The organism is Colwellia maritima (genome assembly GCF_022669015.1).
Classification (GTDB): Bacteria; Pseudomonadota; Gammaproteobacteria; order Enterobacterales; family Alteromonadaceae; genus Colwellia; species Colwellia maritima.
In genome coordinates this window covers 1,257,097-1,281,083 of sequence record NZ_JAKKSL010000001.1, presented here as the reverse complement: position 1 = coordinate 1,281,083, position 23,987 = coordinate 1,257,097, and the positions used below count along the sequence as shown (strand labels likewise).

At 38.5% G+C, this 23,987-nt stretch carries 17 protein-coding genes and 2 pseudogenes; 9 read left to right on the top strand and 10 right to left on the bottom strand.

The window, feature by feature from the left end:
• Nucleotides 1-194: 194 nt before the first annotated feature.
• Both gltB and L3081_RS06340 read left to right on the top strand, forming a co-directional pair.
• Nucleotides 195-4,654, top strand: a pseudogene (gene gltB, locus L3081_RS06345) (glutamate synthase large subunit).
• 23 nt (nucleotides 4,655-4,677) lie between these two features.
• Nucleotides 4,678-6,108 (top strand): FAD-dependent oxidoreductase, encoded by a 1,431-nt coding sequence (locus L3081_RS06340; protein WP_242284270.1) that lies wholly within the window; start codon nucleotides 4,678-4,680, stop codon nucleotides 6,106-6,108.
• Between the two features lie 118 nt (nucleotides 6,109-6,226).
• Here L3081_RS06340 and L3081_RS06335 read toward each other — a convergent pair whose 3' ends face one another.
• Nucleotides 6,227-8,485 carry a xanthine dehydrogenase family protein molybdopterin-binding subunit gene (locus tag L3081_RS06335; protein WP_242284262.1) on the bottom strand — a complete coding sequence of 753 codons (2,259 nt, stop codon included), beginning with the start codon at nucleotides 8,483-8,485 and terminating at the stop codon, nucleotides 6,227-6,229.
• Nucleotides 8,482-8,958, bottom strand: coding sequence for a (2Fe-2S)-binding protein (locus L3081_RS06330; protein ID WP_242284260.1), 477 nt, complete (start codon nucleotides 8,956-8,958; stop codon nucleotides 8,482-8,484). The genes L3081_RS06335 and L3081_RS06330 overlap by 4 nt, the downstream gene beginning before the upstream one ends.
• Nucleotides 8,959-9,213: 255 nt before the next feature.
• Here L3081_RS06330 and L3081_RS06325 point away from each other — a divergent pair, with 255 nt between their 5' ends.
• From L3081_RS06325 to L3081_RS06315, 5 genes are all read left to right on the top strand, one after another.
• Nucleotides 9,214-10,182, top strand: coding sequence for a sialic acid TRAP transporter substrate-binding protein SiaP (locus L3081_RS06325; RefSeq protein ID WP_338027265.1), 969 nt, complete (start codon nucleotides 9,214-9,216; stop codon nucleotides 10,180-10,182).
• Entirely contained in the window at nucleotides 10,157-10,372 is a 216-nt protein-coding gene (locus L3081_RS06320; RefSeq protein WP_242284259.1) for a hypothetical protein, read from the top strand. The genes L3081_RS06325 and L3081_RS06320 overlap by 26 nt, the downstream gene beginning before the upstream one ends.
• A gap of 20 nt (nucleotides 10,373-10,392) precedes the next feature.
• Complete coding sequence (locus L3081_RS28945; RefSeq protein ID WP_420839700.1) at nucleotides 10,393-10,734, top strand: TRAP transporter small permease; 342 nt, start codon at nucleotides 10,393-10,395, stop codon at nucleotides 10,732-10,734.
• 150 nt (nucleotides 10,735-10,884) lie between these two features.
• Nucleotides 10,885-11,043 carry a TRAP transporter large permease subunit gene (locus L3081_RS28065; RefSeq protein WP_338027142.1) on the top strand — a complete coding sequence of 53 codons (159 nt, stop codon included), beginning with the start codon at nucleotides 10,885-10,887 and terminating at the stop codon, nucleotides 11,041-11,043.
• Nucleotides 11,012-12,025 (top strand): TRAP transporter large permease, encoded by a 1,014-nt coding sequence (locus L3081_RS06315; protein ID WP_274620347.1) that lies wholly within the window; start codon nucleotides 11,012-11,014, stop codon nucleotides 12,023-12,025. The genes L3081_RS28065 and L3081_RS06315 overlap by 32 nt, the downstream gene beginning before the upstream one ends.
• A 10-nt stretch (nucleotides 12,026-12,035) precedes the next feature.
• Here the strand turns inward: L3081_RS06315 and L3081_RS06310 are convergent, their stop codons facing one another.
• The 8 genes and pseudogenes from L3081_RS06310 to L3081_RS06275 all read right to left on the bottom strand — a co-directional run bounded on the left by L3081_RS06310 (nucleotide 12,036) and on the right by L3081_RS06275 (nucleotide 21,420).
• On the bottom strand, nucleotides 12,036-13,592 hold the full coding sequence (locus L3081_RS06310) for a Na+/H+ antiporter NhaC family protein (RefSeq protein ID WP_242284257.1): 1,557 nt from the start codon (nucleotides 13,590-13,592) through the stop codon (nucleotides 12,036-12,038).
• Nucleotides 13,593-14,138 (bottom strand): type 3 dihydrofolate reductase, encoded by a 546-nt coding sequence (folA, locus tag L3081_RS06305; protein WP_274620346.1) that lies wholly within the window; start codon nucleotides 14,136-14,138, stop codon nucleotides 13,593-13,595. It lies immediately after the preceding gene.
• Between the two features lie 150 nt (nucleotides 14,139-14,288).
• On the bottom strand, nucleotides 14,289-14,525 hold the full coding sequence (locus L3081_RS06300) for an RNA recognition motif domain-containing protein (protein ID WP_242284255.1): 237 nt from the start codon (nucleotides 14,523-14,525) through the stop codon (nucleotides 14,289-14,291).
• A 90-nt stretch (nucleotides 14,526-14,615) separates the two neighbouring features.
• On the bottom strand, nucleotides 14,616-15,203 hold the full coding sequence (locus L3081_RS06295) for a hypothetical protein (RefSeq protein WP_242284254.1): 588 nt from the start codon (nucleotides 15,201-15,203) through the stop codon (nucleotides 14,616-14,618).
• Nucleotides 15,204-15,337: 134 nt separating this feature from the next.
• Entirely contained in the window at nucleotides 15,338-16,048 is a 711-nt protein-coding gene (locus L3081_RS06290; RefSeq protein ID WP_242284252.1) for a DUF6445 family protein, read from the bottom strand.
• Nucleotides 16,049-16,079: 31 nt separating this feature from the next.
• Nucleotides 16,080-16,811 carry a SapC family protein gene (locus tag L3081_RS06285; RefSeq protein ID WP_242284251.1) on the bottom strand — a complete coding sequence of 244 codons (732 nt, stop codon included), beginning with the start codon at nucleotides 16,809-16,811 and terminating at the stop codon, nucleotides 16,080-16,082.
• A 106-nt stretch (nucleotides 16,812-16,917) separates the two neighbouring features.
• On the bottom strand, nucleotides 16,918-18,498 hold the full coding sequence (locus tag L3081_RS06280; RefSeq protein WP_242284250.1) for a tryptophan halogenase family protein: 1,581 nt from the start codon (nucleotides 18,496-18,498) through the stop codon (nucleotides 16,918-16,920).
• 80 nt (nucleotides 18,499-18,578) lie between these two features.
• Nucleotides 18,579-21,420: pseudogene (locus L3081_RS06275) on the bottom strand (TonB-dependent receptor).
• An 819-nt stretch (nucleotides 21,421-22,239) separates the two neighbouring features.
• Between L3081_RS06275 and L3081_RS06270 the strand changes: the two are divergent.
• Together L3081_RS06270 and L3081_RS06265 are read left to right on the top strand one after the other, a co-directional pair.
• Nucleotides 22,240-22,821 (top strand): RNA polymerase sigma factor, encoded by a 582-nt coding sequence (locus tag L3081_RS06270; RefSeq protein WP_242284248.1) that lies wholly within the window; start codon nucleotides 22,240-22,242, stop codon nucleotides 22,819-22,821.
• Nucleotides 22,814-23,935 carry a FecR family protein gene (locus L3081_RS06265; protein ID WP_242284246.1) on the top strand — a complete coding sequence of 374 codons (1,122 nt, stop codon included), beginning with the start codon at nucleotides 22,814-22,816 and terminating at the stop codon, nucleotides 23,933-23,935. Before L3081_RS06270 ends, L3081_RS06265 begins: the two co-directional genes overlap by 8 nt.
• Nucleotides 23,936-23,987 lie beyond the last annotated feature (52 nt).

Genomic DNA, 23,987 nt, shown 5'->3' with positions numbered 1-23,987 from the left:
GGAAAATTCCCTCCTTTTGAATACGTGGTAACAGTCATGAGCAAAAGCTCTATTTTCAATTGACCTTTTCCTGACAAATGAGTAATGTAACCATCCCTCCTCTTGGATAAAAATGGAATAGTTAATCGCTTTTCTCTTACCTTTGATCCTTTTTTGTTCTGTTTACCAAGTGGACTTTTTATTAGGAGACAGTAATGCAGCTTTATGATCATAGCGTTCAACGCGAAAATTGTGGTTTTGGCTTAATCGCCCATCAACATGGTGAAACCAACCATAAACTTATTAAAACCGCTATTTCGGCCTTAGATCGCATGCAACATCGAGGTGGTATCGCTGCTGATGGTAAAACAGGTGATGGTTGTGGTTTATTGTTACAAAAACCAGATACTTTCTTCCGGGCTGTTGCTGAAGATAATGGTCGAAACTTGGTAAAAAATATGCAGTAGGCATGATCTTTTTAAACCCCGATCCTGTTGCTGCTGCATTATCTAAAAAAATACTAGAAGAAGAGTTTGCTAACGAAAGTTTGACCCTTATCGGTCGGCGAACAGTACCTATCGACACCTCAGTATTAGGTGATGCCGCCATCAACAACATGCCAAAAATTGAGCAAGTATTTGTTGATGCACCTCCAGGTTGGCGAAATCGTGATCTAGAACGACGCTTATATATGGCACGTCGCCGTGCAGAAAAACGTATTACTGACGATGTATTTTATGTTGCCAGTTTGTCGTGTTTGGTTACTATCTATAAAGGCTTAATGATGCCAATAGATTTACCTAACTTCTATTTAGACCTTGCCGATATTCGTATGCAAAGTGCTATTTGTGTTTTTCACCGTTTTTCAACAAACACATCACCACAATGGTATTTAGCGCAACCCTTTAGATACCTAGCACATAATGGGGAAATCAATACCATTAATGGTAATCGTCAATGGTCACGGGCACGTACATACCGTTTTAAATCGCCGCTATTACCCGATTTACATGATGCCGCTCCTTTTGTTGGTCAAACAGGCTCGGATTCTTCTTCGTTAGACAATATGCTTGAACTTTTTCTTGCCGGTGGTATGGATTTATACCGCGCGATGCGTTTATTAATGCCGCCGGCATGGCAAAACAGTAACTTAATGGACGATGACTTACGCGCCTTTTACGAATTTAACTCTATGCACATGGAACCATGGGACGGCCCGGCAGGTGTGGTTATGACCAATGGTCGCCATGTTGCCTGTAATTTAGATAGAAACGGCTTACGCCCGACCCGCTATGTTATTACCCGTAATGGTTTCATTACCCTTGCCTCAGAGGTAGGTATTTGGGATTACGGCGAAGATGAAGTGGTTGAAAAAGGTCGTGTTGGTCCCGGCGAAATGCTCGCCCTTGACACCTATACAGGTAAGCTTTTCAACTCAAACGACATCAATAATGAATTAAAATGTCGTCACCCCTACCGTGAATGGCTTAACAAAAATGTTCGCCGTTTAATTCCATTTGACGAGTTAGAAGCAAATCAAATAGGGGTACGCGTTTTCTCTGATATTGAGATGAATCAATACCATAAAATGTTTAATTACAGCTATGAAGAAATTCATCAAGTTATTAAAACACTAGCAGAAAATGGTCAAGAAGCGACTGGCTCAATGGGTGATGATACCCCTATGGCTGTGCTCTCAAGTAAACCACGTGTGCTATATGATTATTTCAGACAACAATTTGCCCAAGTAACCAATCCACCTATTGATCCGTTGCGTGAGCGCTACGTTATGTCGTCGGGTACCTGTATTGGTCGTGAACACAATGTCTTTAACGAAACATCCGGCCATGCGGATCGTATGCTCTTTTCCACTCCCGTATTAATGTACACCGGTTTAAAACAACTGCGTGAGCTTGACCCGGCTCACTACCGTTCTGACACATTAACACTAACATACGATGACGAAGAAGGTTTAGAAGCCGCAATTATTCGTTTATGTGATGAAGCTGAAGATTTAGTCAGAGATAAAAGTACGGTTATTTTAGTACTTTCAGATAGACAAATTCACAAAGGATTATTAGTCATTCCTGCCGCAATGGCGGTGGGTGCAGTACAAAAGCGTTTGGTAGATCAACAACTACGCTGCGACTCTAATATTATTGTAGAAACGGCTTCAGTACGCGATTCACATCAATATGCCGTGTTACTAGGATTAGGGGCCACCGCTATCTATCCTTATTTAGCCTTTGAAACTATTGAACAATTAGTGGAGCAAGGGCAAATTAAATTAAGTGCTCGTGATGCAGTCGCTAACTATCGCGAAGGTATCAACAAAGGCTTATTGAAAATACTCTCAAAAATGGGTATTTCAACGATTGCTAGTTACCGTTGTCTTTGGTTTATTTGAAGTTATTGGCTTAAACGAAAACATAATGAATTTATGTTTTAGCGATTTACCTAGCCGAATTCAAGGAGCTGATTTTTCTGATATTGAACAAGACAATATTAATCTTGCTCGTAAAGCTTTCTTACCCCATCAAAAAATGTCACATGGCGGTTTACTGAAATATGTTCACGGCGAAGAATATCATGCCTTTAACCCAAATGTGGTGAACTACTTACAACGTGCCGTACAAAACGGTAATTACGATGACTACCGTAAATTTGCCGACGAAGTCAATAACCGTCCTATCGCAATGCTGCGAGATTTATTAGTGTTAAAAAATGATGGTGAGGCGATTGATATTTCACAGGTTGAAAGTAGCAATGAAATGTTTAAACGGTTTGACTCTGCTGCCATGTCAATAGGTGCATTAAGCCCAGAAGCCCATGAAGCACTTGCTATTGCAATGAATCGTTTAGGTGGCAGTTCAAATTCAGGTGAAGGTGGTGAAGACGAACGCCGCTTTGGTACCGTTAAAAATTCACGTATCAAACAAATTGCCTCAGGACGCTTCGGGGTAACACCGCACTATTTAGTCAATGCTGATGTGTTACAAATTAAAATAGCGCAAGGTGCAAAACCTGGTGAAGGTGGCCAATTGCCCGGTGATAAAGTCTCACCATTAATTGCAAAGTTACGCTATTCAGTACCTGGTGTCACACTTATTTCACCACCTCCGCATCATGATATTTATTCAATTGAAGATTTAGCACAGCTTATTTTTGATTTAAAACAGGTCAACCCGAAAGCGGTTATTTCTGTTAAGTTAGTGTCTGGCCCTGGTGTGGGAACTATTGCCGCAGGTGTTGCCAAAGCATATGCTGATTTTATTACTATATCGGGTTATGACGGTGGTACTGCCGCTAGCCCCTTAACATCAGTGAAATACGCAGGTTGCCCTTGGGAATTAGGCTTAGCTGAAGCACATCAGGCCTTGGTAACTAATGGTTTACGCCATAAAGTACGTTTACAAGTAGACGGTGGGTTAAAAACCGGGGTCGATATTGTTAAAGCTGCCATATTAGGTGCAGAAAGTTTTGGCTTTGGTACAGCACCTATGGTGGCATTAGGTTGTAAGTTTTTGCGCATATGCCACTTAAATAATTGCGCAACCGGTGTAGCTACGCAAGATGAAGTGTTACGCGAGCAATTTTTTAAAGGCTTACCTGATCAAGTGATGAATTATTTTAAATTTATTGCTCAAGATGTACGTGAGATCCTTGCTAATTTAGGCGTTAAAAGTTTAACCGACATTATTGGTAGAGTAGACTTGCTAACACAAATTGAAGGCATTAGTGCCAAGCAACAAAAATTAGATTTATCGCCGATTATCGCACCGGTTGTCGCTGCAGATGATACGGCGCTTCATCAAACAGAAGCAAACAAGCCGTTTGACCAAGGACAGCTAAATCAGAAAATGGTCGCTATTGCACATGAGGCCGTTGCACATTGTAAAGGTGGGGAATTCAGATTCACCATACAAAATACCGATCGTTCTGTTGGGGCAACTTTATCAGGTGAAATTGCTCGACAACATGGCGATCAAGGAATGGCGGCTTCACCAATTACTTTTCATTTATCTGGCACTGCAGGTCAAAGCTTTGGTGTATGGAATGCTTTGGTGGATTGCACCTTAAACTTACGGGTGATGCTAACGACTACGTAGGCAAAGGTATGACAGGTGGAATAATAACAGTTATGCCACCAAAAGGCGTTGAGTACCAAAGCCATAAAACAATGATTATGGGTAACACCTGTTTATACGGGGCAACTGGCGGTCAATTATATGCCTGTGGCCGTGCAGGAGAACGATTTGCCGTACGTAACTCAGGTTGTAGTGCCGTTGTGGAAGGAACAGGCGACCATGCCTGCGAATACATGACAGGTGGTATTGTCACTATTTTAGGTGATATTGGCGTTAACTTTGGTGCAGGTATGACGGGTGGTTTTGCCTATGTTTTAGATTCAAAAAGCGATTTAGATATACGTATCAATCCTGAGTCTATTGAAATGTTAGCGATTGATGAACTCAGTATCCATAAAGAGCATTTACGAGGTATTATCAATCATCATCTTGAAGAAACGGGTAGCCTACGCGCACAAGAAATTTTACAAGATTTTGATAAGTTCGCACCATTATTCAAATTAATTAAGCCAACAGCAACGGATGTTAAAACCTTATTAGGTCATCGTAGTCGCTCAAGTGCTGAATTACGTGTACAAGCACAATAAATAATTGATAAGGAAAGAGAGCAATGAGTAAAAATGTTTATCAATTTATTGATGTAAAAAGAATTGACCCTACGAAAAAGTCAATTAGTGAACGTAAAATCAACTTTGTTGAAATTTATCAACCCTTAGGTAGTGAGCAAAGCGCAGGTCAAGCAGATCGCTGTTTAGATTGTGGCAACCCATACTGCGAATGGAAATGCCCTGTACATAACTATATTCCACAATGGTTAGAGTTAGTTACTGAAGGTCGTATTCTAGAAGCTGCTGACTTATGCCACCAAACTAATAGCCTACCTGAAATGTGTGGTCGTGTTTGTCCACAAGACAGATTATGCGAGTCTGCTTGTACGTTAAACGATGAATTTGGCGCAGTAACAATCGGTAATATAGAAAAATATATTACCGATACTGCCATCGCCCAAGGGTGGAAACCTGACTTATCTGAAGTAGTCAAAACAGGCAAACGTGTTGCTGTTATTGGTGCAGGTCCTGCAGGATTAGCCTGCGCTGATGTATTAACCCGCAATGGTGTTGATGCCGTTGTATTTGACCGGCATGCTCAAATTGGTGGTTTACTAACCTTCGGAATTCCGTCATTTAAGCTAGAGAAAAGTGTTATTCAAAAACGTCGCGACATATTTGAAGACATGGGAATTGAGTTTAGACTAAATACCAATGTGGGTGTAGATATTACTTTTGAAGCGATCAGTGACGAATTTGATGCGGTATTTTTAGGCCTAGGTACATACAAAGACATGAGTGGGGGTTTCGATAACGAAGGTGCCTCTGGTGTTTATAATGCCCTAGATTTTTTAATTGGCAATACACAAAATGTTATGGGAATCACGGCCGAACAATCTAAGCAAGTAAAACCTTACGTCAGTTTTAAAGGTAAAAAGGTGGTAGTGCTTGGTGGTGGTGATACTGCTATGGACTGCGTACGTACATCGATTCGCCAAGGTGCTACTGAAGTTACTTGTGCCTATCGTCGCGACGAAGCCAATATGCCAGGCTCTCCTCGTGAAGTGCAAAATGCGAAAGAAGAAGGAGTTAATTTTGCCTTTAACTTACAGCCTCTCGATATTGCTATTGATGAAAAGGGCAACGCTATTGGTGTCAAATTTGTTAAAACACAACTTGGCGCACCCGATGCTGATGGCAGACGTAACCCAGAAGCGATTGAAGGCAGTGAATTTGTGATGGAAGCCGATGCCGTTGTTATCGCCTTTGGTTTCTTACCAAGTCCACCTCAATGGATGATAGATGCAGGAGTCAAACTTGACCCGCGTGGTCGTGTACTTGCCGTTGAGAATAGTGATTTTGCCTTACAAACCAGTAAGCAAAACATTTTCTTTGGTGGCGATATGGTACTTGGCTCAGACCTAGTAGTTACCGCCATTGATCAAGGCAGAAAAGCGGCGCTAGGTATTCTAGATTTTGTAATCTCTGAATAACACTTTTAAGTTATAAGCTAATATAAAAGCCAATATTATTTAACGATAATATTGGCTTTTTAGTTATTATGTAGATTACTTTTTTTGAGTATTTATCTTGAATACTTATCCTAAATACTTATACAGTGAAGTATTGATTAAGCGGTAACTCTCGGTAACGCTTACCTGTAGCGGCAAAAACAGCATTAGCAATACTGGGTGCAACAGGTGGAACGCCAGGTTCACCAACACCTCCCGGATCTTTATTTTTGTCATATGCTAAATGAACGATAATATCTGGAGCTTGATTCATACGTGTAACAGGGTAATCATGAAAGTTCGATTGAACAATAACACCGTCTTTAATATCAATATTCCCCATTAATGCTATGGATGTGCCGAAAATCATTGCCCCTTCCATTTGCGCTTTTATACGATCAGGATTAATGCCTAACCCACAATCTATTGCACAATGAATTTCTTTTACCGTAAGTTTATTATTAAGCACCTCAACTTTAGTCGCTACAGCGACATAACTAACAAAACTTCGATGAACCGCAACTCCCCATCCTTGTCCTTTAGGCAATGTTTCCTTTATAGGCGCATTTGCCGTTAAGGTGTTTAGTACATTTTTATATCTATCAACTGAATAAGGATGTTTTTCTAATGTTTCGCCGTAATTACTAAAAGCAAACCCGTACGTTTCTTTATGATTAATATTACGATCTTTCCCCAACGAATTAATAATAAAATCCGCAGTAGGTACATTGGCTACGTGTGCAAGTTCATCAATAAAACAATTAAGAGCAAATGCGTGTTGAATATTACAAACAGATCGCATCCAACCAATACGCACTGGTGCTTCAGCAGTTGCTTTCTGCATCAAGACATTGTCAATATCATACGGTAAATCACCAAAACCTAGGCTTAATTCAAAGTCTTGAGGGCTATTTGCTTTGCTATTGAAAGTTGATGCGATACTGGGATAAACGGTTTGTTGCTGCCACGATATAATTTTTCCAGAATAATCAATGCCTGCTTTCATACGTTGAACAGAGCCCGCATGATAATAGCTTGAGCGAATATCATCTTCTCTACTCCAAACCACTTTTACAGGACGTTTTGTTTTATCTGCTAGGTAAATTGCTTCGTTAGCAAAATCTGTTTTAGATTTACGACCAAAACCTCCTCCTAACAGAGTTGTATGCACTTTGAATTTGGCCGCGTCTAGCTTCGTCATCGCGGCACCTTGTTCCATAACTGCTTGAGGATTTTGCACACATGCCCATACTTCACAAAGATCATCGTGGAACCAAGCAGTTGCCATAGGTGGCTCCATCGGGGTATGAGCTAAATAAGGAACAAGATATTCAGCCTCAATCACGTTACCTGAAGCTGAAAACCCCTTAGCAACATCCCCTTTTTTAGCAACTGTTTCTGGAGCATTTTTTAAACGACTTTTAAATTGATCAAATGTTACTTTTGAGTTGTGTGTTTTATTTTTACCAAGTTCCCATGCAATTGAGAGTGCTTTTCTCCCTTGTAACGCAGCCCAAGTATTTATAGCAAGCACTGCGACACCCGATAGCGGAAAATACAAAACGGTTTCAGGTGTTACTGGCATTTCAATAACATCGACAACACCCGGTATTTTTAATGCTTGGGTTGCATCAAATGATTTAACGGTTCCATGCAACACGGGACATCGTTCAATTGATGCAATTAATAAATTTGGTAACTCAACATCGATTCCGTAGATTGTTTTTCCCGTTACCATATCATTCAAATCAACAATAGGTATGGGTTTACCTATGTAGTTAAAATCTGCTGCTGTTTTATACTTCAATGACTCAACAGCGGGTAATGGTTTTTTACTCGCTAGTTCAGCTAAATCACCAAATGACAACATGCCACCTGTATTTTTATTAACAATATAATTATCTTTCGCATATACCGTATCAAGCGAGACATTCCAATAATCCGCTGCGGCCTGTTCTAACATGGTCCGAGCTGATGCCCCCATTTCCCTTAACTTGTCATAAAATTTTCGAATACTGGTAGAGCCGTCAGTATTTTGGTCGCCATAACCTTTATCACCTAAACCTTGAATAACTTTTACATTAGCCCAATTGGCTTCAAGTTCGTCAGCAATTATTTGAGGTATACCCGTTTTAGATCCTTGCCCCATTTCTGCTCTGTGACTAACAATTTCAACCGTATTATCAGGTTTTATTGCCACAAAAATATTCAAACGTTGAGGGGTATTATCAATAATCTCTACAAATTTAGGTAATGTTGGTGGTGTAGAAGTTATTGTACTGCAACCCAATAATAATCCACTTGTCGTAATACCGGCATAAGATAAAAACTCGCGACGAGACAATTTTGATGTATTCATGACTTTGCTCCTGCTTGAGTTGCAAGTACCGCAGCCGCTTCTTTTATCGCTTTTTTAATTCTAGGATATGTGCCACAACGGCAGATATTTCCAGACATATGTTCTTGAATATCTTCATCTGTTGGATTTGTATTCTTGTCAAGTAAAGTAAGGGCACTCATTATCTGTCCTGATTGACAATAGCCACACTGCGGTACATTGTTTTCTTTCCAGGCAATTTGAATAGGATGCTCACCTTTGTCATTAATACCTTCAATAGTGGTTATCTTTGCATTATGTGCAACTCCTACCGGTGTAATACAAGAACGAACAGCTTGGCCATTAATATGTACCGTACAAGCGCCACATTGACCTAAACCACAACCAAACTTGGTTCCCTTATATTTTAACAAATCACGTAACACCCATAATATTGGCATATCATCAGGCGCATCGACGGTATGCACTATGTTATTCACATTAAGTTTTATCATGTTATGTAATTACCTTACTTAGTTGTGTTTTTTGAAACAACTAAAAAAATCTGTTTCAATAATCGTGTTTACCGTCATTGATCATTAGCCAATACCGAGTGTGATGATAATAGCAATACACCCAAAATTGTCAACAATTGACAAATAACATCATACTATATTAAAGTGAATACTAATAATAAATAATAACCTTTTAATTATGCTTTTACGCTTTCCTATACTTAATCTTTATAAGTATTTATTCAGTCTTACTTTATTTGTTTTTTTACCTTTTGTTATTTTATCAGTTTTAATTTAAAGGCAGAAACTAACAATAAAGTAAAACACTTAACTTGGGCACATGTATATGAACTAACGGAACCTCTTCATATATGGTCGGTTTGGGCTGCAAAAGAAATTAACCGAAAAACCAATGGAAGATATGTAATAGACGTATTTCCGGCGTCTATTATGGGAAAAGAAGCAGAACTTAATCAGAGTTTGAGTCTAGGAACCATAGACATTATTTATACAGGAACAAGTTTTGCCGCTCAAAACTATCCTCCGATGGGTTTATCTGAGCTGCCCTATGTATTTAGAGACTACGAACATTGGCAAAAGTTTAATGACAGTATTTTGTTCAAAGAGCTTTCAGAGGGTTATAAAGCGGCTTCGCGAGGCAATCAAGTTGTAGGAAATAACTATTATGGGCAACGCCATGTCACCTCTAACACACCTATTTTAACCCCAGAAGATATGAAAGGTTTAAAATTACGCGTCCCCAATGCCTCTATTTACAAAATGTTTCCGTTAGCTGTTGGCGCTAATCCAAGCCCTATCGCGTTTTCAGAGGTATACCTTGCCTTACAACAAGGTGTGGTAGACGCCCAAGAAAACCCTCTCCCTACCATTAAAGCTAAAAAATTCAATGAAGTGCAAAAGTACATTAGTTTAACGGGCCACTTACAAGGTACCAATTTAACGCTAACAAGTAAGCACCTTTGGGATTCTTTATCACCCGACGACAAAAAAACATTTGCCGAAACATTGAAACAAGCAGCAGCAAATGTTTCAGCTGATACTCGTCAATCAGAAAAAGATTTAATTGAATGGTTTAAACAACAAGGAACAGAAGTTTTGACCGTAGATAGACAGCTATTTAGAGATAAAGTGTTACCTAGCCATCAAGCAATTAAACAAGAATTAGGAGCTGATTTTTATGACAGATTACAAAAAATCCGATAAATCAGGTGAAGCTGAAACCATCGTAAGCGATTTTCATATGGAGGAAGATGATCACTTTTCTTTTTCTGATTACAAAGTAGAAGACTGGTTAGCGTTTATTTTATTTTGGCTTTTAGCCATTACTGTGTTTGCTCAATTCATGAGTCGTTATATTTTTGAGTCTCCTCTGGGGTTTGGACTGAAGAAATAGCTCGCTACCAACTAATTTGTTTGGGTTTTTTAGGTAGCTGCATTGGCGTTAGAAACAACAGTCATATCTTTGTCAGTTTATTTCATCGTTGGTTCTCTGCCAAATTATCACACAATATTTATCGTATTATCGCTTTGTGTAATGTGCTTTTTCTTTCAATATTAGCTTATTTTGCATGGCAGATAATTCCACTACTTTCCATTCATAAAATGGCTTCGTTACCTATTTCTATTAGTGTTTTATATAGCGTAATTTTTGGGAGTCTTTTAATTTTGATTTTCCGAAGTATTCAACATCTCATCAAAATTTTATCGACTTCAGCGCCTGATAAAACTGACGATATACTCACGTCTTGCGATTAAGGGCAAATTAATGATTATTACAATTTTACTGGTTTCACTGTTTGCTATGATTATCTTAGGTTTTCCAGTGGCTTTTGCTCTTGCAGGTTCATCTTTACTCGCCATTCTTTATTATGGCCAAGTGCCAGAGTCAAGGTTGTACTTCATAGAATGGTGGGAGGCATGGACAGCTTTCCGTTACTTTCAATTCCATTTTTTGTATTAGCGGGCGCGTTAATGAATTCGTCTGGCATCACAACTCGAATTTTTGAATTTGCGAATGCTTTAGTGGGTTTGGATGCGTGGTGGATTAGGTCATGTCAATATTAGTGCATCTATTATGTTTGCGGGTATGTCGGGGGCAGCAGTCGCTGATGCCGGAGGTTTAGGGGCTATTGAAGTAAAAGCAATGCGTAATAAAGGTTATGATCTTGGATTTTCAGTTGGAATTACTGCGGCATCATCAACAATTGGGCCAATTATCCCGCCAAGTTTACCCATGATTATTTATGGTGTCATGGCGTCAGCTTCAATAGGGCAACTGTTTGCTGCCGGCTTTATTCCTGGTTTACTTATGGCTATTTCGTTGATGATCATGGTGGCTTATTACGCTAAAAAGCGTAATTACCCTAAAGATGCGGGGTTTAGTATGCCTCGTGTAGCCACTACATTTAAATCAGCTTTTCTTTCCTTAATGACACCAATTATTATTGGTGGTATTTTGTTTGGCATATTTACCGCAACCGAAGCCGCTATTGCCGCCACGGTTTATGCGCTTATTTTAGGGTCAGTAATTTATCGTACGCTTACGATAAGAAAGCTGATAAAAGTCAGTATGGAAACCATAGAAACCACCAGTATTATTTTACTGATTATTGCAGGTGCGGCTATATTTTCTTGGGTGCTTACTAGCCAACATGTTACTGAAGACTTTACTCGTTGGATGTTAACTATTACAGATAACAAAACACTTATTTTGTTAATGATCACCTTTATTTTATTTGCTGTTGGCTGCTTTATGGAAACCATCGCTGCTATTACCATTTTAACACCGGTGTTGTTACCTATAGCGGTTAGCTTAGGTATAGACCCAGTACATTTTGGTGTGGTTATGATACTCAACTTAATGATTGGCTTATTAACGCCTCCGGTAGGAATGGTACTTTACGTACTTTCCAGAGTAACTAAAGTCCCCTTTGAGGAGTGCGCTAAAGCCACTTTTCCCTTTGTAATACCGCTAGTAATCGTTTTGTTGTTAGTGACCTTTATTCCTGAGTTATCCATGTGGTTACCTACATTATTATATAGGTAAGTAGAACTCTCTAAGTTTTAATGGCTATTAAACAAAAAACACTACCGTTACTGTCCACAAGATTGCAGCTAGCACTGCCGCATATGTTGTTTGGAACAATTTGTGATTTAACATGATCCATCATGTCACAACCAGTGGTCATTGAACTTAAAATAGTGGTATCAGATATAGGTGAGCATTGGTCGCCATAAACACTACCATTGAGTACAGCGGCAAAACAAACCATCATAAATAATTCAGGGTTATCGATACCCGCACTTTGCGCTATAGCCCATGCAAGTGGCATAGACAAAGGAAATGCAATGGCAAAAGTTCCCCAACTTGTGCCTGTTGAAAAGGCGATAATCATTGCCATCAGCTGCAAAACAACTGGTAATAGCCAATAAGGCACTTGAGTAGAAAGTAGTGAAACCAAATACAAACCACCACCAATTTGTTTACTAATAGCCCCTATAGTTACCGCCAACATTAAAATAACAGATGCGAGTACGACGCCTTTTAAGCCGTTACCAAAGCCGTCAATAATATTGTTAAGGGACATGCCTTTCGCTAGTGCGATAAATGCACTGAGTAGCAATGCTACGCCAAATGCCCAATTTATTTTAGGAGAACCATAGAAAACAAAGGTTAGCACTGCGGTAGCAATTAAGGCAATTAGCGGTAAGATAAATTCAAGTACATGGGCTTTGTATCCTTGCGGCACACTACAAACCTGTAACTCTTTCGCACTTAATGGCTTGGCATTAGGTGCATCTAATTCCCCCGTTGTAGCCGCTCTATGATGAGCATCACGAATGCGTTTACCAGAAAAAGTAGTGATGTTTAAGCTAAGTAGTAAGGTACCAATGACAGCAATAATTCCGTAAAAACTGAAAGGTATCGCAGAGAAGAAAAAGGCGATGCGATCCGCCTCTGTCGCTAAAAAGGCAACACCTGGCACATATATCAAGGCTTGAACATAGGCAGGCCACGCATTAAACGCTATAACAACGGCTATAGGAGAGGCTGTAGAGTCAACAATATAACTCATCTCTTCATGACTAATTTTTGCCTTGTCAGCTAAAGGACGTACCGTTGTCCCCACAAGGACAGTGCTCATAGTGCCGCCTTGAAAAAACAATACGCCTAAAAACCATGTCACTAACTTTGCTGAGCGCTGACCACGAACAAAGTGTTGCGTCATATAATCAGCAAAAGCTTGTGCCGCCCCTGTTTTTGACCAAATCCCCAGTAAGCCACCTAATAGCCACAAGTAAAGTAGTAATAACCCTGCGGTACCGGCTTGCGCCATTGAAGGAATCAATATTTGATCGGTGAGATCATATTGCCCCATCATAAACGCGCCAATGGCAATACCACTTAATAGGGCTGTTAAGGGTTCTCGTGTAAGCCAAGACAATAAGATGGTAATAAAGGCAGGAAGTAATGACCACACCCCGTAATGATACGCTGAGCCAACAATAGTCGCTTCAACATAATAATTTACATATAAGGCAGAGCATAGTCCAAATATTAAAAGTATTAATGCCTGTGAATTACGGTTTGCTAATGAAAAACTTAAGCGCATTTAATGCTCGCCAGTTATCACTCGTTGATAAACACAAAAATATAAATCATAACTATTTTTATCGTCGCTTTCTCGTAGTTCACTACTTACTTTTTGCCAACTACCATCATCATAATCAGGGAATTGTGTATCACCATCAATATCAGCTTTTATATGCGTAACATATAAGCGATCAGCCTTTGGTAAACAGTGTTGATAAATAGCGCCACCACCAATCACCATCACTTCTTCTATTGTCTCATCGACATTCATTTCATTTAAGCGGTCAATAAAGGCGAGGGCCTGTTCAACTGAGGTAACAACATCCACACCTTCAGCACCTTTACCTTGTGGGGTATAATTTTCATCACGTGAAATAACTATATTTCGACGCCCTGGTAATGCCCTGCCGATCGACTCATAAGTTTTTCTGCCCATGATAATCGGCTTACCTAAAGTCACTTTTTTAAAATAAGCTAAATCCGCAGGTAAATGCCATGGCATATCATTGTCTTTGCCAATAATATTGTTATTAGCGGTAGCAACTATCATAGAAAGAATGGTCATAGTGTTCCTAGGAGTTTATCGAGCTATAAAAAAAGAGTAATGATAATCAATCATTACTCTGGTGTCGATACAATGATAAAAGCGTCAATAAAAGACATAAGTGAGAGTAAACATCAACACGACTTCAATACAAAATTCACTTTAATCTAATTACTGAGCAATTTTTACTCGGATCTTATTTTTAGCTACTCTTGTTTCATGCAGGCTAGACATTGCTAGTTTTGCCTCAGCTTCATCAGGTATTTCAACAAAAGCAAAGCCCTTTGATTTACCTGTTTCTTGGTCGAGCACTAGATTACATTCAGTGACAGTGCCACAAGCAGAAAATAAGATACGAATTTCTTGCTCTGTTGTTGTACGAGAAAGGTTGCGAACTAAAAGTTTCATAATAAACCGTTGGTATGTTATTGCGACCTGAATTGTCTCATATATTTTGATTAGTCAAAACGATATTGTGCGATTAGATGAAATAAAACGTCATATATCACTATTTTTAGTCGATGTAAGCTGCTTAATAATAATCTGCTCCACATCTATTAACAGCTCAAGAATATCAGCGACACCAAGAAAATTTCCAAAACATCGCTGTCCGTATAATGGATTGCGTTCACCTTTCAAGTTATCTGCAATTACGGCATAGCGCCAACGCGCCGGTTTAACCGGTTCTTTATGGATAAACTGAAAGGTATTGAGATGGGATGAAGCATTACGTATGTGACGAAAAAATTCAAACGTTTCTGAACCATCATTAAACTCTTTAACTGATTCATACGCTGTATTTGCTAGCATTATGCAACACGATACCATATGTTCACTACGATTAATCTCACCTCGTTCAGCTCTTACACGCAGTGAATGTGGAGCCATCACTTTATTTGATACAAATCTACCGGGAAAGCTAAGGCTGTGATCAGGAGGTAAAAACATTTCAACCCGATTATCGAATATAATCGGGCTACCACAAAGTGAAACTGAAAAGCAGGACACTAAGTTAAAAAAATATAAATCTTTTCTAAACTCAATACATTCAAGATTTGAATCTACCGACTTAGTTTTTTCCGTCATCTTCTTACCTTATTTTCTCTATCACTTTTCGTCGTGTTAAAGACTCACTTCATACAGATTTAATCAGATATTTTACTATCAATTTATCTTTTATGCGCACAAAAATGTTTTTATCACAGTAGAGTAAATAACGGCTAAACTAATTCGATAAAACTGCCAACAGTTAACCGCCCTTTTTGTGGGTCTAGCGACAACCCCAATGCTGAATTAACATCTCCTGAATGTAAGGCATTACTTGGATAAATAATAGCTCTATTCATTTTTGCTTTCACAGTAGCAATTTGTTCAAACATATCATTACTACCATTCATATAACACGGGTTTAAATGCAATTGATTTGCCATTGCTTCTTTTTTCAATGTCGAGGCATACCCTACTAATCGATCCGTGGTAATCACTTCAAAATTACTCGCACGATGCCGATAAAATGACGTGCCGCCATGCTCAACATGACACAAATAATGAACTACCGCTAATTGATTAGTATCTGTAGTATCGAAATGCGGTAACATTTGCATAGGTCTTAGTTGCTTTGGTTGCATGTCTGAAATAGCATACGCTGAGGCAATACTTCGAGCACATCGCGCTTGCTCAATACCAAAGTAACCATTGAGTAATGAAAAGTAGTGTGCACAAATCTGGTTAGCATAGTTGGAATGTACTATTCGCCGTTTACCTGGATAAAAATTTTTTGCATCAGAAATAAATAGCGAGCCATCACCTGCTTGCTCAATCAGTGTTTCGTGATTTTCAAAAAAATCATCAATAATCAACAACGGAATCCGCTCATGCCCCACAGTGATTTTAGTTATATCGGCACGCTTATTTAAAATAAAATGCTCCATTATTGCCTCGTACAATATAAATTCTGCGTAATTAATCCGTCAATCGTTGGTTTTTCAAGTCAATCAACGTCTGAATTTGTGCTAACGAGGTCATCAATGAATGTATTGCTCCCAATAGCCCCAAGGTATGAAGTTGTAGCACTTGTTCATCAGTTAACTTAGAAAATTTCGCTTTATCTATTGTATATAAACCATTTAGTTGCGTTGATTTTTGATTAATAAAAGTGATTTTTAAAGACATAGGTTGCAACAAGTCCATTGTTTGCAAATTCTCTATCAAGGCTTTATTTTCTTCTTCACCCATGAGTATGTGTGCAAGGCAAGCTTTAGCTTCTTGAAAATATTCTGTATCAAGCCCTCGTTCATCAAATAACGGCATACCTTGGTTTGTTGTAACCGCAGGGCTTTGACTGTCTATACACACAATATGGTCATCGCTTACTGAGATAGTTTGACTATTCTCCGTTGGATTCCCAATAAAAAATGGCTGACGTCTAATTTGTAAAGGTAAATAAAGCCCTTGCCATTCTCCTTTTTTCCAAAATAAATTTTCCCCTGCTTCAAAGCCTAATAAAGCAATGAAAGTAAATTCACCTGTATCAACCTTTTTAGTTAAAACAATTGGATACTGTCCGGCGGCATTTGAAAATTCAGGCACAATAACAGGAACCATATGTAGACTTGCGCCATGCATTGCTAATTTACTGATATCTATTCGTACTTTTTGGTGACTTTTATTATCTACTGCAACTAAATTTGCCATTGAATCTACTCTTTTAAATACCTAACTAAGACTAACCCCGCAAGATCAACCTTATTCTTGCAATAATAACGAGAACGTGAGTATTACTACATTAATATGTATAAATTTAAATAACGTTAAAGCCATAAGCTTTTACTTTATTAATCAACTCCCGGTTGGTTGGTAATGTTGCCACTGCCTTCGCCGCTAATTTTTTAGTCTTAGCAAATTGTTGTTCAACAAAATCAACATCATCTAAAATATAAGGGGTATGGCTATAATCACTTTTAAAGCCCATACCGTATAATACATATTGATAACTTGCTGCGGGAAACACTTCGTTATTACTGGTAAAATCACAGTCAGTCGGCGAACGATATTTCCAGACTAACATCATCTCTTGTAAGCTTTGAGGAATCGTATTTTGATTTCGGTTATCTACCCAAAATGGCTCGCTACGTTTATTTAAAATGTAATGTAATTTAAGAAAGTCGATGATTTTTTGCCAACGGTATAATGCGGTTTCATTAAAACGTTTGGCGACGACATCCATGACATCACGTGATAGGGGTAACTGCTCGGCGATCATTTGTGCTGCTAATTCCACCATAACTAGAGCTGAAGATTCCAAAGGCTCCAAAAATCCTGCTGATAAGCCAACGGCAACACAGTTATTTTGCCAAAACTTTTCTCTATGCCCACTAACGATAGGAATTTTTCTAATGGATAGTGACTCAATTTTTTCACCAACATACTCAGCTAAAACAGTCCTAGCCTCCTCTTCAGAAGAATATTTACTGGAATAAACATAACCAACACCACGACGATGCTGTAAACCAATATCCCATATCCAACCTGCTTCTTGCCCAGTTGATATGGTATGCGAAGCAATTGTTGAATCTTCATCATCATAAGGCACTTGTACAGCTAACGCGGTATCGATAAAGAGCACATCATTACAACTAGTAAATGGCACATCATAGTGTTTGCCCAATAATAATGAAGAAAACCCAGTGCAATCAACAAACAACTCACCACTAATATCGCCATTGTTTTGCGTGGAAACCGAGGATATATCGTTATTATCCGTTGAATTTACCGCAATAACATCGTCTAAGACATGCCTAACACCCAGTTTATTTGTGCAATGTTTTTGTAAAAACACAGCGAATTTTCCTGAATCTAAATGGTAAGCATAATTTGCGACATCAGCAAACTCAGCCGTTCTAATGGTTTTAGGTGCTAAGCCTTCCTCGCAAACCGCTTCTTGAAAACAAACTTCATTAGAAAATGAGCTAACTCCTTCTTTATCTTGCTTAGCCAACCAATGCGCAGCTAGCTCACCTTTACCATAACCTTGTGGCAATACTAAAGGGTGATAATAAAAATCGTCGTCATTACCATCAACCCATTTAGCAAACTTAGCGCCTTGTTTAAAACTAGCATCACATTCACGAATAAAATCAGTTTCACTAATACCTAGCGCGATTAAAGTGCTACGCATGGTTGGCCAAGTACCTTCACCAACCCCTATGGCCGGTATAGTGGATGATTCCACTAAAACTACGTTCAATCCTGTTTTAGTATTTGCTTTATGCTTTGCTGCTATTCGCCCTGCAGTAAGCCGACCCGCTATACCTCCACCCACCACAACAACCGTTTTCGTTGGTTTAAGAAACGTTCTTTTATTTTCTGAGGATTTATGCATAACATTCTTGCCTTAAGTTTTAATAAATGAAAAAAACTTCTACTGAAATTCAGTAGAAGTTTTTAGCTTTTTACTCGTGTTTAAAATGAGCCACGAATACCAAAAGCAAATCGCCGACCACTGTCTTCTACCGACAATAGTTGATTGGCGAAGCGACCACGCTTGTGAACATATTCTTCGGTTAGATTGATACCTTCGAAGAAAATCGTAATGTTGTCATTAATATCATAACTACCACTTGCATCAACTTGTGCATATTCTTCAACAATAGTGACACCGTCACCATTTAATTGCGTTAACGATTGCACAAATGCATCACGCCAGTTATAAGCCAAACGAATTTGAAATGGTCCATTTTCATAAAAACCAACAAGGTTATACGAATCACTTAGACCCGTTAACGCAAATACTTGCGTAATGTCAGCCGCATCCAATGGTGCGTCACTATCAACTAATGTTGCATTCGCCATCAAACCAAAACCACTATCAAAAGTATGTTGAAGTGCTATTTCCCGCCCGTCAACAATCGCTGATTCACTGTTACTAGGTAAAGTGTTGGTAAATACCGCTGTTGTATCTGTACTATCTGGGTGATCAACATCCGATCCCGTTGAAGGGTCAGTTAGTAAGTTACCGTCAGCCAAAGAAAAGATGATATCTTCGGTAGTATTAATTATAAAATTAGCAACGTTTTTTCTAAAGTAACCTGCAGATAAATAACTAGCATCGGCGTAATACCACTCTAACGATAAATCAACATTATCAGAGGTAAATGGTTGTAACTCTGGGTTACCAGAGCTAGAAGTTAAATTTCCCCCTTGGCGAGTTGTACCGATCACAGTTACCGGCGACATACTATCTAACGTTGGGCGAGTAATGGTTTGCGAAGCAGCAAAACGAGCAATTAACTCATCACTAATCTCTAATTTAACACTCAAATTAGGTAATAAGGCTTCATAATCTGAACTTTTAGAGATCGACTCTGCTGCCCCATAGCCGGCTAACATTTCTGTTTTGTCGAGAATAACAAGCTCTGTAACAGGCTCATCAGTTCCTGATACGTCAACATTGCTTGCTTCATATCTAAACCCTGTGGTTGCAGATAAAGGCATACCCGCCACTTCAGTTTCAAAATCAAACTCTACATACAAAGACATTGTCTCTTCGGTAATTTCGAATGATTTGTTACGTTTTACTGCATCAAAGCTGATGTTATTACCATCTGCGGCAGCAATACCTTCTAAGAAAGCAAAATTGGCTTCACCATCATGAGCCAACCATGATGTCGGCATACGACCGCTGCCACTAACACTACCTAAAAAGTCACTGCCTGCGTCAAATACATACTGTGAAAAAGCATCCATATCTGGCGAATCAGGATAACCACAAAAAGTACAATGGATACCTGCTCCCTCATTATCCCGATCAAGATTTTTAGTTTCAGAAGAGTACATAGCACCAAATTTAACGGCAGCTAAACCACTATCTGCATCATCAAGCCAAGTGCTATCCCAACGGAGTTGATCAACTGTATCTTCAACTGCCCGCCCACGACGCAGCATAACGTGAGCTCGGCTATTGGTCGGATCTAAAAGATCAGAGACACCATCAGGTGTAACGGTTGGATCATAAGCACTCCCATCAATTTCTTGTTGACCACTATAAATATCTGGATTAGCACTAGCAAACTCACTAGCGTACGGTAAAATAGCGTTGTCTACTTGGAAACGCACTCGGTTAGCATACCCAATCAGTGATAATTGATCGCCTCCGCCATTATTTGCCGCACGCTCAGCACTTGAATGGCTAAGATCAAATTGCATATTTAGATTGTCATTAACATCCCAATCAAAATTTAAGCCTAAAGCGCTTGATTCTGTTAAACGATCAAATTTCTTCGCATGCATATCGGTAGCTAGACCAACTTCTTGATATAAGTCGATAACAGTTCCGTTGGCATCAACCGTAGCACCTGTAGCATCACCAAAACCTTCAAGGTTAGGTGCAGTGAACCAATGTCCATACGAGGTAGTATCTGTTTCAACATCAAAATCTGAATATAAAGCATCGGCAGTCACAATGAGATTGTCTGAAGGCGCATATTGGATAACTAAATTAGCATTAGTACGCGTGCGTTCTTCTGTCGTGACTTTATGATCATAATTACGAGGTGAAAAAATATTGCCCGCATAAGCGTCACCATTTTCGGTTTGTGGGTTAGGCACACCAACGTTTTCTAACCAACCGTCGATTTGCGCTTGGTCTAGACGGGTTTCACGTTTTTGATGTGAAATAGCAAATAACACACCTAATGTGTCATCATTAAAAGTATTACTAATTAATGCTGATACTTGCGGGGTGGTTTCTTCACTATTTCCATCATATACCCCCTTAACACTACCCGCGAATTTGAAACCACTAATTGCAAAAGGACGGGCGGTTGTTACATTAACTGTCGAACCGATACCACCGGACTGCATTGTTGCTGAGGAAGTTTTGTGCACATCTAAACTTTTAACAAGTTCTGAAGCTACGGTATCAAAACTGAAAGCTCGGCTTTGATTTTCTGAAGCCATTTGGCGACCATTCACCAAAACGGTATTGAACTGAGGACCAAAACCACGCACGGTGATTAATTGACCTTCTCCACCGGAGCGATCGATTGATACCCCTGTAATACGTTGTAATGATTCGGCTAAGTTAGTGTCTGGAAATTTACCAATGTCTTCAGCAGATATAGAGTCAACTACACCTCCGCTTCTCTTTGGCATCCATCGCACGACCTAACGCACCTTTAATCCCCCTAACTTCAATGATTTCTGTTTCTTTAGTTTCGGTATCAGCTGTTGCCGGTAAGGTAGCAACTGTACTTAGTACTGCAAATACAGCACTTGAAACTTTATTCTTTTTATAATTAGCCATGTCGTTTTTTCTCTCAAAACTGGGATCTATTAAAATAGATAACTGCCCACTTTCACTAACATCACTTTTCAAGCCTGTATCTTTAAGCATTAATTGAAGTGCATTCATAATTGAATACTGTCCAGATAATGGATTAGTTTGCTTTCCTTCCATTTTATCTAATGGGAAAAGCAATGTTATATCCGCTTGCTCGGCAAAATTAATTAGTGATAAATCGGCCCTTTGTCTGGGAATATTAAACGTTACTTTTTCTGTTTCTTCTTCTGCTAAAGCCCAACTACTCCATAGGCAAAAAATAAGAACAAAAGAGACAAACTGTAAATGTAATTTTTGATATTCCAAGCGCACAGATTTTCGCCATGCACAAAACAAAGACGACTGGTCTTTTATTTTCCCCCATAACTTTTTTTTATTTTTTAATCGTATTTTTTTTAAATGATTAATCATGTTTATTTTTTTTGATGCCTTTATATTTTTATTTTTCGACATTTATTTTAAGTATAAATTGATTGCTTTGCACAAAGATAAGCAATTGTTTAACAATTGAAATATCTACTAAAACCAAAGATCGGCTATTAGAAATTAAGCGCGCTATAATAGTGCAATAAAAAACCTTATTACACTTCACGGGTAGATTACAAGCTTTTCAGAACTAAGCCCTAATTCATGAAAAATGGAAAAACAGTATTACCTGAGAAATTAAGCTAAAATTAATTTGTCTTTAACTGGTGGATTTTATATAGCTCGATCGTCTTTAAGGTATCCGAGTTAAATGGTTAACTCGATTAAAAAAATATTACAGGAATTGAGTGGGGTTTGATGTCGAACGATACATTATTTTATAAAGCATATTTAACCTCGATAAAAAGTATATCTAGGTTAGTTGCTCGCATTGTGCCGCCACATGAAATTGAAGATATTGTTCAAGAAACTTATGTCCGTATTTGCCAAATAGAAAATAAAGAAAACATAACCTCTCCTAAATCTTTTATGTATAAAACGGCGCGAAATTTAGCGTTAGATTATCAAAAACAAGCCAATGTTAGACTTGTTGATGGTATAGATAATTTAGAAACCTTAGAGCAATTACTATCAGATCATCATAAAGATGAAATGTATGAGAATATCTTAACCCAAAATGAGTTTGCTCATTTTTGTGAAGCTGTTAGACAATTACCAATTCAATGTCGTAAAGTATTTGTATTAAAAAAAGTTTATGGTTATTCGCAGCGCGAAATCGCTGCTCAATTAAATCTTAGTGAAAGTACCGTGGAAAAACATATATCAACTGGCATGAAACGTTGCACATTATTCATGCGCAAAATGCAGACTCCCTTAACGAGTAAAAACACTAAAATAGTACAAATCTCGCCTGTAAAGGTAGGAGGTACTTATGAGTAATGTTCATCAGATTCATAAGCAAGATACGCTTGGCGAAGAAGAAAAACGCTTAGATGATGCCTGTAATTGGTTAGCAAAAATAGATAGAGTGTTGTCTGAAGAAGAAAAATCAGCTTTACAGACATGGTTCTCATTAAACCCTAATAATGTAAATGTATTATTAGAAGTAGCCCACTTGTGGGATAAGATGGAAAATTTAACCCGTTTATCTGATCTATTCCCACAAACGTCAGTGAGTTTTACAAAAAAATATTCAACTTGGCTTAGTACAATGGCTGCTTCTATTATGTTAGTTATCTGTGTAGGCTTTTACCTAAACGACTTCAATCTTTCATTTTTATATAAAAATCAACCTTCTGTAGTTGTTGCTATGCAAATGAACTATCAAACAGGTGTTGGCGAAAGTAATACAATTAGCTTACCAGATAATAGTAAAATTGTTTTAAATACCAATAGTTTTGTACAAGTGCGTTATACCGCTTCTGCAAGAATCATCGATTTACAACGTGGCGAAATTCATATTGATGTTGCTCATGATAAAACACGCCCATTGAGTGTAATAGCCGGAGGTAAGGTGATTCAAGCCGTAGGAACAGCATTTAACGTTGAAGTACGTAATGAATTAGTAGAGCTCATTGTGACTGATGGCAAAGTTTTAGTCGCTAAAACGCATAAAGACAAAGAAAAATTAGAACCTGATGAAATAGGTAAAAGACTGCCTGCTAACTCTATGGCAATTTCAAAAGGGGAAAAAGTCAACTTAGATTTAACGGGCAATACCGTTGAAACTATAATCAAGATAAACCCTGTAGAAGTTGCTGAAAGTCTCTCTTGGCGCCAGGGTAATCTGATTTTCCGAGGTGAGTCATTAGCCGATGCCATGGCAGAGATCAGCCGGTACACTAATATAGAATTTGAATTATCCTCCGATAAAAAACTACAAGAAGTTCAAGTTGCAGGTATGTTTAAAACTGGTGATGTCACCGGTCTGCTTGAAGTATTAACCAACAATTTCAATATTAGCTATAAAAAAGTTGGTAATAATAAAATTATTTTAAATTACGTCAAGTTAATCGGAGTTTTCACTTCACTAATATTTCGTGTTTTAGAGTGAAAAGCTCTATTCCCATTTTAAATGTAGTCTCTTTCTCTACTGATTGATAAAT